Below are 13,152 nucleotides of genomic sequence, written 5' to 3'. Positions count from 1 at the left end.
GTATTCAGCAATAATATCCCCGGCATGATGACCGACAATCGTTACCCCAAGAATTTTATCTTTCCCGGGGACGGTTAGCACCTTGATAAAACCATGAGCCTCACCATCGGCAATAGCTCGGTCTAAATCATCAATATCATAACGGCTTACATCATAAGCAATACCTTGTGCTTTGGCTTCCTGTTCGTTGATGCCGACACGGGCCACTTCCGGGTCTGAAAAAGTCGCCCAGGGAATGACGCGATAGTCTGCCTTGAACTTCTTGAATAAACCGAATAAACCGTTCACAGCGGTATACCAGGCTTGGTGAGAGGCCGTGTGCGTGAACTGATAAGGCCCGGCCACATCGCCGCACGCATAGATATTGGGGAAGCGCGTTTGAAGGAATTCGTTCACCTCTATCGTGCCTTTATCCGTTAAGGGGATATTCAATTTATCTAAACCAAAGCCCTCTGTATTCGCTTTACGTCCGACTGCCAATAGCAAAACATCATATTCAATTCGCTGTTCAGTGCCGTCAATGTCGGTGCACAACAGAACTTTTTGGCCATTATCAGTAATAAACTCTGTTGGCTGATGGTTTAATCTAAGATCAATGCCTTCCTCAATAAAGCGCTTTTGAACCTCTGCGCTCACGTCTTCATCTTCTCGTGGCATGATGCGGGCAGAGCGGTCCATTTGAATCACCTGCACTCCAAGGCGCTGGAAGCTCTGGGCCATTTCACAGCCGATAGGCCCACCACCGATGATCAGCATGCGGCCTGGTTTTTCTCTAAGTTCCCATATCGTATCGGAAGTCAAATAACCTGTATCTTCAATGCCCTTAATCGCAGGAACAAAAGGCCGCGCTCCTGTGGAGATAACGATGTTACGCGTGGTGATCGTTTCACCATTAACTTTTACTCTAAAAGGGTCAATGATTTCTGCGCTGCCGGTAATGCAGTCAACACCGAGTCCCGTGAATCGCTCGATAGAGTCGTGAGGCTCAATGGTTTTAATAATCGATTGAATGCGTTCCATTACCGCAGGAAAGTCGACCTCGATATTTTCATTTGATAGACCAAATTCCTCAGCACGCTCATAGTACTTTGCCATTTTAGCCGAACGAATGAGTGCTTTACTGGGGACACAACCGGTATTTAAGCAGTCGCCGCCCATTTTATGACGCTCAATAAGAGAGACTTTTGCTTTGGTTGCTGCAGCGATCAATGAAGTAACCAGTCCTGCTGAACCTGCACCGATAACGACCATATTGGTGTCAAATTTAGACGGCTTGTCATAGTTAGCGAAAACCTTTTTAGCTTGTATGCTTTCCATTAACTTCTTGGCCAAAATAGGGAATAGGCCGAGTAGAGCAAAAGCAAACAATAAACCGGGTGATAGGATGCCTGATAGAGAATCAATCTGACCAAGCTGAGTACCGGTATAAACGTAAACAAGGGTGCCTGGGAGCATGCCGAGCTGGCTGATCAAAAAGAATTGGCGAGTCTTGATTGGCGTTAAACCCATCACTAAGTTAATAACGAAAAACGGGAATAAAGGCACAAGGCGTAAGCCAAACAGATAAAACGCGCCTTCTTTTTCAATGCCTGCATTAATTGACTTAAGGGAGTCAGCAAACTTTTTTTGTACACTTTCTTTCAGTAGTGTTCGAGAAACTAGAAAGGCTAGTGTTGCACCGATTGTACTGGCAAAGGACACCAGAATCGTTCCCTGTAACAAACCGAAGATTGCACCGCCTGCAAGTGTCATTACTGCGGCGCCAGGCAAGGAGAGAGCAGTCACAGCAATATAGATCATGACGAATATGCCAGCACTGAGTATTGCATTTTGCGAATGAAAGTCACTGATAGCCTGTTGTTGAGACTTAAAGTAGTCGAGGCTCAAGTACTGGGCAAGGTCGAAGAAAAAAAAGCAGCCAATGAGAATAACGAGCGCGACAATAAGAAGTCTTTTCTTTTTATCCATAAATCTGTATCTACCTTCAAAATGGTGGTTATTTGAATGAAGTCTAATAAGGAGTGCGTTTGTTCAGACTGCAGCTATGTCTTAAGAGTTCAATTTAATAAGTAACTATATGTTAAGAAGGGCTAGTCTACCGAGATATTTACATTGTGTGCAATATAAATATCTCCATCGGGAGATAGCTCCTCAATTGATCTATGTCAGTTGATGGTAACTTTAATTATTTGAAAATGATTCCTATTAAGGTATAATGCTCGCAACTCTAGCAAGTGGTGATCATATGTTGGTTTGTGTTTGTAATGGTATTAGCGATAAAGATATTGATTCTGCTATTCATGAGGGTGCGACAGAATGTAAGGTGATCAGGGACTCGCTAGGTATTGGCAAGTGCTGTGGTCAATGTACCACTTATGCTAAAGACTTAATCAGTGAAAAAATGACCAGTATGCAAAATACTGCGGCTATGCAGCTTGCCTTAGAGGTTCGTGTTTAAGCAGTCTTTTTCCTTTCCTTTCCTTTCCTTTCCCTTCGATTCTATCTAGCCTATCCAGTATCAAACCTTAAAAACTTAATGATAACTATTTAGTTTATTAAGTCTGTGATTATTAAAGCAATAACGTGCCTTTTGAATTTAAAAAGTAATATACTCATCGCACCACACTGATAAAAAAGGGGGCGTGATAATGCAAGGCGACAAACAAGTTATTCAACACCTTAATAAAATCCTGGGCAATGAGCTTATAGCGATTAATCAATACTTTTTGCATGCTCGTATGTTTAAAAACTGGGGCCTCGAAGGCCTAGATAAAAAAGAATATAAAAAATCTATCAAAGATATGAAGCAGGCAGATGAGCTGATTGAGCGCATTCTGTTTTTGGAAGGTATCCCCAACCTGCAAAAGTTAGGCAAATTATTAATAGGCGAGAACACTCAAGAAATGCTGGAGTGCGACCTCAAATTAGAACAAAGCTCCATTGCCGACTTACGCGAAGCGATCGCTTATTGTGAATCAGTATCAGACTACGTCACCCGTGATAAGCTTCGAGAAATTCTTGCAGAAGAAGAGGAGTATCTAGATTGGTTGGAAACTCAGCTTGATCTGATCGATAAAGTGACGATCGAGAACTATATGCAATCAATGATTGAAGATGATTAAGGGGGTGAAATATGAAAGGTTCAGATAAAGTTATAGCAGAATTAAATCACTTGTTAGCGGGTGAGCTAACGGCAATAGACCAATACTTTGTTCACTCTCGAATTTATGAAGATATGGGCTTAGATAAGCTTTATGAACGTTTGGATCATGAGCGTGAAGAAGAGACAGATCACGCAGACCAAATGATCAAACGGATTTTGTTCTTGGAAGGGCATCCAGACTTGGCAACGCGTGAGCCGCTAAATGTCGGTAAAACAGTTTCGGAAATGCTACAGAATGACTTGAATGTAGAATACTCAGTAATTAAAAACCTTAAGGCAGCGATTGCTTTGTGTGAGTCTGAGCAAGATTACGAAACCCGTGCAATGCTGGTTAAGCAGTTAGAAGACTCAGAAGAAGATCATGCTTATTGGCTAGAGAAGCAATTGGGCTTGATTGATAAGATTGGGCTTCAAAATTACTTACAGTCGCAGATGTAAGCTTCGAATAGCATAATGAGTGTAAGTAGGGCCGTCATTTGTGACGGCTTTTTTGTTTGTTTGATATAAACGTTAATCCCCAACTGAATCCAAATACTTTCTTTCTAAAATATCCCTAAATAGGTAGGGGGTATTTCTAATTTTGTCCTATATTTATAGTGCTAAATAAGCAATTCACCCCAAAATAGACAGATTCATTCAAGGAAATGGGCCGACATGACGATAACTAGTCTATAGCTTGCTCACTACACACTATCTAAAAATAACGCGCTTAAAAAATACTTAGGGTGTCTCTATGAAGATCAATATGCCGGTGACTGACAATGAAGTCATGATGACCGAAGGTCAGACCTTGGTCTCAAAAACCAATCTCAAAGGTATCACTACATACGTCAATGAGGCGTTTATCGCGATCAGTGGCTTTTCTGAACAGGAGTTGGTCGGAAAGAATCACAATGTCGTCAGGCACCCGGATATGCCGCCCGAAGCGTTTAAGGATCTATGGGATACGATGAAGAAGGGGCGACCCTGGACGGGAATCGTTAAGAATCGATGTAAGAACGGTGACTTTTATTGGGTAAAGGCAAATGTGACGCCTATCTGGGAAGACGGCAAAGTTGTTGAATATATGTCGGTTCGCTCCATTCCCAGTCGTGAGGAAATTACTGCAGCAGAAGGTGCTTATGTGGCCCTTAAAAATGGCGAAATAGCACTAGATGGTGGTAACGTTGTTAAGTCGGGATTTACTCAACACCTTCCTAAGTTAAGCAATATTAAACTCACTCAGCAGTTTATGTTTCTGGGTGCAGTACTCTTAATGTTGAGTGCTTTGGTCGTGAATACCTTGGCTCAGCAATATGATCAAATAGAGTTCTCTAAACAGGAGCTCGTCGGCGTCGAATATATTCGACCGATGAGACAGCTACTCCAGTTTATTCCACAACACCGTGGTATGACTAACGCTTATCTGAATGGTGACGCTTCTTTTGAACCCAAAATATTGTCTGTAAGGCAAAAGATAAACGATTTGTTTGATGAGGCTAAAGAAGTTGACGCCAGATTAGGAGAAAAGTTACAAGCTTCTAGCAAGTTCAAAGCGATTCAAAGGAAGTGGGACAGTTTGAAGGGAATAGCATTTAGCCTTGAGGCTAAAGCCAGTTTTTCTCGCCACTCTGACCTTATTAGTGATGTGCTAAACCTGATAATTCACGCTGGCGATACCTCGAACCTAATACTTGATCCTGAGTTAGGCAGTTTCTATAGCATGGACTTGGTGGTCAACAAGATTCCAGCCCTGGTCGAAAATATGGGCCAGGCTAGAGGCTTGGGCTCAGGTGTCATTGCTAATCAGGAAATTGGGCAGGCCCAACTAAATCGATTGACTGAATTGAAAGTCGGTGTTGATGTCAATTACAAAGGTCTGCTAACTTCTTATAACTCTGGTGCTAGTGCGGAGCAAAGAGTTAAACAGAGGCTAGGCTCACTTGCGGCTGATGTTGAGCGTATTATTGGTGGATTTATTTCTTCTGTCGACCACATTAGACAAGGTGACCTGGCGATATCTTCAATGGATGCAAAGTCTTTCTTCGCTGAGGGAACGAGAGGTATTAACAAAGCATTTGAATTGTACGATGAAAGTGCAAACTTGCTTGAAGAGTTATTAACTGAACGTGTAGAAGGCATGCAAGCACAGTTCTATATTATAAGTGCCTTAACTACTATTGCGATTTTGATGACTTTAATTTTGGGTTTTGCTTTATCACGAAATATTCTTCGTTCGATTAATCAGTGTCTGGCCAACTTTGGTGAAATCGCAAGTGGCAATTACCGTGAAGACATCCATGTCAGCGGCAATAATGAATTAACGGCCTTGATGTGCTCACTTAAATCGATGCAGATAAAAATGGGCTTTGAAGTAGAAGAAGCGATCGCGATTGCGAATTCAGGTAGCCGAATTAAGCAAGCCCTTGATGTCTGTAATACCAATGTCATGTTGGCAGATGACCGCATGGATATTATCTATCTGAACGCGTCGGTTCAGAAGATGTTCAAAGACGCTGAAGCAGACTTACGGAGTGATTTACCAAACTTTGATGCGGATAACTTGTTAGGCGCAAGTGCAGATGTTTTGTATAAAGATCCAAGTCATCAGCGTGCGGTGATAGAAAACCTTAACGGCACGCAGAAGAGTCGAATGAAAACGGGCGGAAGAGTGTTTGACCTAATGGCAACGCCGGTGATTAATGACCAAAGCGAGCGTTTAGGAACAGTAATTGAATGGAACGATATCACTGAAGAGCTGAAACGCACGGAAGAAGAGCGTCGCATAGCCAACGAAAATGCACGTATGAAGCAGGCGCTTGATAGCGTTTCTGCAAACGTTATGGTTGCAGATGACCAGCTTAATATTATTTATATGAATGATGCGGTTGTTGATACTTTGCGCAATGCCGAGAAGGATATTCAAGCAGAGCTAAGCAATTTTGCTGTTGATAAGATTATTGGCAGTAATATAGACATATTCCATAATAATCCAGCGCACCAGCGTGGCATGATAGAACGGATGACTGCTGAATACTCTGCAGATATTGTGGTGGGTGGTCGTAATCTAAACCTTGTTGTTAACCCGATTGTTAATGATGAGGGTGAGCGCATTGGTACGGTCGTAGAGTGGGATGATCAAACTGAAGAGCTAAAACGATTGGCTAAAGAGCGTAGTGTCGCTAATGATAATGCGCGTATCAAGCAAGCCTTGGATAGTGTTTCGGCAAATGTCATGGTGGCCAATGCCGACCGCGATATTATCTACATGAATGATGCAGTGATATCGACCTTGCGAAATGCAGAAAGTGACATTCAAAAAGACCTGGGTAATTTCAACGTCAATACCTTGTTAGGAAGCAGTATTGATGTCTTCCATAAGAACCCCTCGCATCAGAAACAATTGTTAGAGAGCCTGACGAGTGAGTATTCGGCAAGTCTGAATATTGGTGGCCGTAATATGGACTTGGTTGTGAACCCTATTACAAACGACGATAACGAACGTATTGGTACGGTTGTTGAGTGGGCTGACCGAACTAACGAAGTCGCTATCGAACAAGAAATCGACCGACTTGTTTTTGCGGCGGCAAATGGTGATCTGTCCAAGCGTCTGGACCCTGAAGGTAAAACAGGCTTCTTTGCTAAGTTAGCAGAAGGTTTGAACCAGACTGTTGGAAGTGCAGACTCCTTCTTAGCTGATGTGGGTGAAGTTCTGTCTGCATTATCAGAGGGTGATTTGACCAAGACAATTAGCAGTGAATACCGAGGATCTTTCGGTAAGGTTAAGACAGATGTGAATGCGACGGTGACCAAACTTACCGAGATCATTACGCAGATTCGTGAATCCACGTCGATGGTTCACGAAGCCGCGAACGAAATATCGCAAGGTAACGCTGATCTAAGTGCGCGCACAGAGTCTCAGGCGAGTTCTCTTGAAGAAACTGCAGCGAGCATGGAAGAGATTACCAGCACGGTTAAAGAAAGTGCCGGGAATGCTTCACAGGCAAATACAGTCACTAGCGACGCTAAATTGAAAGCGGTTGCAGGTGGTGAGGTTGTTCATGGCGCAGTGGGAGCAATGAAAGAAATACTCGCTTCGAGTCATAAGATTAACGACATTATTGGTGTCATTGATGAGATTGCGTTCCAGACTAACTTGCTAGCGCTTAACGCAGCCGTTGAGGCCGCTAGAGCGGGTGAGCATGGTCGAGGATTTGCAGTGGTGGCAGGTGAGGTTAGAACCTTATCTCAACGTTCTGCGACGGCAGCGAAAGAGATCAAAGACCTGATTCGTGAAAGCGTCAATAAGGTTGAAACGGGCTCTCAGCTTGTAAATGATTCTGGCCAGACACTTGCGGATATCGTGAAGTCAGTTGAAGAGGTTGCTGTAAGAGTAGAAGAAATTGCCACGGCAGCAGCCGAGCAGAATGATGGTATTGGGCAGATTAACCAAGCAGTCATGCAAATGGATGATATGACCCAGCAAAACGCAGCCTTGGTTGAAGAGGCAAGTGCCTCTAGTGAGGCTTTGAGTGAGCAAGCATCAGCCTTGAATCAGATGGTTAGCTTCTTCAGAGTGGGGAATCACCAGGCCGCAATATTTAGCGCGCCTGCTTCAGCACCTACATCAGCGCCTGCACCGACTCCTTCTGTCAGCCAAGCTCCACAGCAAACGACTTCGGTGCCGATGGATACCGGTATTGCTCCGACAGAAGATCAGGTGATCAAATACAGTGGTGATAACTCAAACGATGATGATGACTGGGAAGACTTCTAGCGCATAGTCTAAAGGGAATGCAAAGGCCGATCAGTGATCCACTGCTCGGCCTTTTTTTTAGCGGGGGAGTACTTGATTCAAGCAGTACATTACTCATTTAGGCAGATCCTTCTACGGCTTGCACGAGGGCTAGCACGGGGTTGATCAGCGAGGGGTGGAACCCTCTGCCTACGGGCACGAGGTAAGTCGACTTCTGTAGGCAGATCCTTCGGCCGCGCTGGCTTCACTAATAACTCAAAACTATGAACACAGAATTACTATGACAAAACAATTTAATGGGGTGTCGAATTTAGGCGTAGACTAATAGGTGAATAGCTTAGCGCTTCTCACCCGGAAGCGAGGAGGTGGTAAATGTACACTTCAAGCAGAAAGAGAACTGTAAGTAAAAATATTGGCAAAAAACGAAAAGTCATGGCGGGCAAAGTAGGGTATGACCTTAGCTTGGATCGTCGGGTCAGTAGTCGAAGAGACAGCTTGATGCCCAGTCTAGAAAGTCTAGGACCTTTTGATAGGCGTCATACCGATGACAGAAGAATGGATAAGCGCCCCTTGAGTGATTTTCCTTACTTGCCAGAAGTGATAATTTAGTAAAATAAAGTATTGGTACAATGGCTAAATAGCCAGTAGAGACTCTGTTTAGAGCTACATAGAAAGCAAAAAGCCCGGTCAATGACCGGGCTTTTTTATGATTAAGACCAAGTCTTAATCCACCTTATCCAACGATTTTAACCGGCACGGCCAAATCTTCAGCTGGTGGAGCGAAAGAAGTCAGGTTAATACCTTCAACAGCTTCTTTGTACTCTTCCAATGATGGGAATCGGCCAAGAATAGTTGATAGAACAACCATTGGCGTAGAACCAAGTAGTGATTCACCTTTCTTCTCAGCAGAGTCTTCTACAACACGGCCTTGGAATAGACGAGTTGAAGTCGCTAGCACTGTATCACCAGGAGCCGCTTTCTCTTGGTTACCCATACATAGGTTACATCCAGGACGCTCTAGGTAAAGGATGTTCTCGTATGAAGTACGAGCCGCTTCTTTTGGATTGTCATCGTCAAACGTGAAGCCAGCGTACTTAGATAGGATATCCCAATCGCCTTCAGCTTTTAGCTCATCAACGATGTTGTACGTTGGTGGTGCAACAACGAGTGGCGCGTTAAACGTGATCGGGCCTTTCTTCTCTAGGTTGCGAAGCATCGCAGCGATGATTTGCATATCGCCTTTGTGAACCATACAAGAACCAACGAAGCCAAGGTCAACCTGACGGCCATCGTAGTATGAAGTAGGACGGATAACATCGTGCGTGTAACGCTTAGATACGTCTTCGTTGTTTACGTCTGGGTCAGCAATCATTGGCTCTTCGATCGCATCTAGGTCAACAACCAACTCGGCGTAGTACTTAGCGTTGTCGTCTGGAGCAAGTGCAGGCTCTTCACCAGATTTGATGCCAGCGATACGCTTGTCAGCTAGATCGATAAGACCTTGTAGCATGTTCGCTTCGTTATCCATACCTTTGTCGATCATGATCTGGATACGAGACTTAGCCAACTCTAGAGAGCTGATGAGCGTTTCGTCTGTAGAGATACAGATAGACGCTTTCGCTTTCATCTCTGCAGTCCAGTCAGTGAAGGTGAACGCTTGGTCAGCAAGTAGAGTACCGATTTGTACTTCGATTACACGACCTTGGAAAACGTTTTCGCCAGAGAACTTCTTAAGCATTTGTGCTTGCGTTGCGTGTACGATGTCACGGAAGTCCATGTGAGGCTTCATAGAACCTTTAAAGGTTACTTTTACAGACTCAGGGATAGGCATTGCTGCTTCGCCCGTCGCAAGTGCGATTGCAACCGTACCAGAGTCAGCACCGAATGCGACACCCTTAGACATACGCGTGTGAGAGTCACCACCAATGATGATTGCACGGTCATCAACAGTGATGTCGTTCAATACTTTGTGGATTACGTCAGTCATTGAGTGGTAAACGCCTTTCGGGTCACGTGCAGTGATTACGCCGAACGCGTTCATGAATGCCATTAGCTTAGGCGTGTTAGCCTTAGCTTTGTTGTCCCATACAGAAGCTGTGTGACAACCAGACTGGAAAGCACCATCAACACTTGGAGAGATAGTCGAAGCAGCCATTGCTTCTAGTTCCTGACAAGTCATAGGACCAGTCGTGTCCTGAGAACCTACGATGTTCACTTTAACGCGAACGTCAGAACCCGTGTGTAGTGGAGTCTTAGAAGTAACACCAACAGCGTTGCGGTTGAAGATCTTTTCAACTGCAGTTAGGCCTTGGCCTTCGTTAGAGATTTCTTTAGAAGCAGCGTAAACAACTGGTGCTTCAACGCCTAGCGTTTCAGCAGCAAATGTTTGTAGCTTCTTACCGAAAGTTACCGCGTAAGAGCCGCCAGCTTTCATGAATTCAACTTTTTGTGGCGTGAAGGCATCAGAAACGTCTGACAATTCTTCGCTACCGTTGTATAGCTTCTTAGCTTTAGTATCGATTGTTAGAACCGTACCTGTTGCAACAGAGTATGCTTCTTCCAATACTGGGTCGCCGTTTGCATCACGAACAACTTCACCGTTTGCGTCAGTTTTCTTAACCCAGTTTTTAAGGTCAAGACCGATACCACCGGTTACACCAACAGTCGTTAGGAAGATAGGTGCGATACCGTTAGTACCTGCAACTACCGGACGGTTGTTGATGAATGGAATGTATGGAGAAGTCTTCTCACCAGCCCACAGTGCAACGTTGTTAACACCAGACATACGTGAAGAACCAACACCCATCGTTCCTTTCTCAGCGATTAGCATCACTTTAGCGTTAGGGTGCTTTTTACCTAGCTCAACGATTTCTTGTTGTGCTTCAGGCGTGATCATGCACTGGCCATGTAGCTCACGGTCTGCACGAGAGTGAGATTGGTTACCAGGAGAAAGAAGGTCAGTAGAGATGTCGCCTTCAGCCGCGATGTAAGTAACAACGTCGATTTTCTCTGGGATATCGTCAAGCTTTGTGAAGAACTCAGCTTTTGAGTAGCTTTCTAGGATCTCTTTAGCAATCGCGTTGCCTGCTTTAAATGCTTCAGCTAGACGAGCTGTATCAGCGTCATATAGGAATACTTGAGACTTAAGAACTTCACCCGCTGCTGCAGCTTGTGCGTCGTCAGAAAGAGCGATGTCTAGAAGTGCTTCAACAGAAGGGCCACCTTTCATGTGAGAAAGTTGCTCAAGAGCGAACTCAGGCGAGATCTCAGCAACAGTTTCATTACCTAGAACGATGTCTTTTAGGAATGCTGCTTTAACGCCTGCCGCAGGAGTTGTACCTGGAAGCGTGTTGTAGATAAAGAAGTTTAAAGACGCTTCGCGGTGCTCGTTACCCGTGTCTTTAATTTGAGCGATGATCTCTGATAACAAATCTGCGCTATCAATTGGCTTAGGGTTCAAACCTAGGTCCTTTTTACGAACCTCAATTTCTTCTAGGTATTCTGAATACAAACTCATACGAATCTCTCACTCAAAGTTTTAGTAATGACTATCAAAAAACTACTTAATACGCCATTGGATGCAAGTAGTTTCATCGGTGTCCAACGGAGCATGGCTTTCCAGTGAACTGATCAGGTGTTCCTGTTTATTCACTATGCAAGCTCCCCATTGGGCGCTTATTCTCAGCAGTGCGTCTGCTTAAATTTAGTGTGGAATGTGTCCACAGCTATCTTTCCCTTATTATGGCCCGCTCTTGTGACTTTTTGATTTCTAAGGTTCACTTTAGCTTAGGCTGGTGGTCAGATGTCTTTATTGCTAGATCTTAGCCTCTAGATCGAAATCTATTGAGTTTAGACCACCCTTATATTTTCGCGCACATATTGTATGGGATTTCCCCGCAAAAGTTAATAATTACTCAGGCTTATGAATGTTATTTTCGGTATAGGTTTTGTGAATGTGTTTGTTTGTCGTTAAGCTCTACACTCATTTATACCATGATTTGATAAATACAATGCGAAGAGGTAGTAATGAGCGAAGTGTTTGAGCAGTGTCAGGTTTCGATAGATACGCCAGTAGCCTGGGGTGAAATGGATGCCTTTCAGCACGTTAATAATGTCGTCTATTTTAAATACTTCGAAAGTGCGCGAATTGCCTATTTTGACCGACTGGGTAATAATGAAGAAATGAAACGCTCTGGTATTGGCCCAATACTGGCCTCTACTCAGTGCCGCTATAAAGCGCCTTTAAGCTACCCTGACAATATCTCCGTGGCAACGCGAGTGTGCGAAATTTCAGAAGATCGCTTTACCATGAAGTACTACGTTATGAGCCATAATACTGGCAGAATTGCGGCAGAAGGTGAGGGAATAATCGTTTTTTACGATTATAACAATAACTGTAAACATGCCATTCCTGAAGAGATCAAAAACAGAATTGTTGCACTCGACGGACTATAGGTATTAGCGTTTTAGTTTACTTTGTCTAAATTGTTTTGGTGTTTGACCGCAGAGCTTTTTAAAAAGCGTTCTGAAATACTGAATATCCTGATAGCCAACGTTACCTGCGATGGCCTCTATATTTTGACTCCCTGTTTGAAGCAGATGCTTTGCTTTCTCTATGCGAAGCTTTTGTAAATAGCTAGATGGCGTTTCATCGGTAGCGGTTTTAAAGCGCCGCACCTGGTTTCGGCTGCTCATGTTAAAGCGGTTTGCTAGCTCTTCGATACTATCGAAGCTATCCAAATGATCTTCCATCCAGTTTTGAATACCAATAATGTGTTCATCACTGTGTTCTTTCAAAGCTTGTATACCGGCAAACCTTAGCTGCGATCTCTCAGACAAATCAATCATCAGTAATCTGGAGCAAGCTTCGGCGAGCGAGCGACTAAAAAACGTTTCAATTAAATAAAGGCAGAGGTCTTGAAATGCGTAGGCGCCGCCTGAGCAGAATAATGTTCCATCATGAGTCAGCATGCTATCAATCTGTAAATCAACAAGCGGGAATTGTTGTCGAAACTGGGAGGCATACTTCCAGTGTGTGGTTGCGCGACGCTGATCAAGCAAACCTGTCGCCGCCACAAGAAATGCGCCGGTACATACTGACGCCACTGCGCCTCTTTTTCGCTGGCTGTCTACTAGCCAATGAATTAGCGCGTCATCAAAATCAAAGCCATTAGTCGGGACAGGGCCGAGGGGCGCGATGATGACCAAGTCATAATGCTTCTGACCAATGTCTTCTGTAGGGCTAATACGAATA

General features: G+C 44.1%; 9 protein-coding genes. 6 read left to right on the top strand and 3 right to left on the bottom strand.

Annotated features, from left to right (window positions below):
* A partial coding sequence (locus tag A3761_RS05155) for an FAD-dependent oxidoreductase (protein ID WP_068749943.1) occupies positions 1 to 1,968 on the bottom strand: 1,968 nt, incomplete at its 3' end.
* A 247-nt stretch (positions 1,969 to 2,215) separates the two neighbouring features.
* On the opposite strand from A3761_RS05155, the gene A3761_RS05150 reads away from it, so the two are divergent.
* From A3761_RS05150 to A3761_RS05130, 5 genes are all read left to right on the top strand, one after another.
* A complete protein-coding gene (locus A3761_RS05150) occupies positions 2,216 to 2,458 on the top strand; it encodes a (2Fe-2S)-binding protein (protein ID WP_082865273.1) in 243 nt (80 codons plus the stop codon).
* Positions 2,459 to 2,648: 190 nt separating this feature from the next.
* Positions 2,649 to 3,122: a bacterioferritin gene (gene bfr, locus A3761_RS05145; RefSeq protein WP_068506740.1), complete on the top strand. Its 474-nt coding sequence runs from the start codon at positions 2,649 to 2,651 to the stop codon at positions 3,120 to 3,122.
* Positions 3,123 to 3,133: 11 nt separating this feature from the next.
* On the top strand, positions 3,134 to 3,601 hold the full coding sequence (bfr, locus tag A3761_RS05140; RefSeq protein WP_068506737.1) for a bacterioferritin: 468 nt from the start codon (positions 3,134 to 3,136) through the stop codon (positions 3,599 to 3,601).
* 295 nt (positions 3,602 to 3,896) lie between these two features.
* Positions 3,897 to 7,919, top strand: a complete 4,023-nt coding sequence (locus tag A3761_RS05135; RefSeq protein WP_068553533.1) for a methyl-accepting chemotaxis protein — start codon at positions 3,897 to 3,899, stop codon at positions 7,917 to 7,919.
* A 351-nt stretch (positions 7,920 to 8,270) separates the two neighbouring features.
* Positions 8,271 to 8,507: a hypothetical protein gene (locus A3761_RS05130; RefSeq protein ID WP_068506734.1), complete on the top strand. Its 237-nt coding sequence runs from the start codon at positions 8,271 to 8,273 to the stop codon at positions 8,505 to 8,507.
* 124 nt (positions 8,508 to 8,631) lie between these two features.
* Here the strand turns inward: A3761_RS05130 and A3761_RS05125 are convergent, their stop codons facing one another.
* A complete protein-coding gene (locus tag A3761_RS05125) occupies positions 8,632 to 11,415 on the bottom strand; it encodes a bifunctional aconitate hydratase 2/2-methylisocitrate dehydratase (protein ID WP_068506731.1) in 2,784 nt (927 codons plus the stop codon).
* 509 nt (positions 11,416 to 11,924) lie between these two features.
* On the opposite strand from A3761_RS05125, the gene A3761_RS05120 reads away from it, so the two are divergent.
* Positions 11,925 to 12,353, top strand: coding sequence for a thioesterase family protein (locus tag A3761_RS05120; RefSeq protein ID WP_068506729.1), 429 nt, complete (start codon positions 11,925 to 11,927; stop codon positions 12,351 to 12,353).
* Between the two features lie 3 nt (positions 12,354 to 12,356).
* Here the strand turns inward: A3761_RS05120 and A3761_RS05115 are convergent.
* A partial coding sequence (locus tag A3761_RS05115) for a GlxA family transcriptional regulator (RefSeq protein ID WP_068749941.1) occupies positions 12,357 to 13,152 on the bottom strand: 796 nt, incomplete at its 5' end.

The organism is Oleiphilus sp. HI0123 (assembly GCF_001635315.1).
This window is presented reverse-complemented; position numbering and strand designations above follow the sequence as displayed.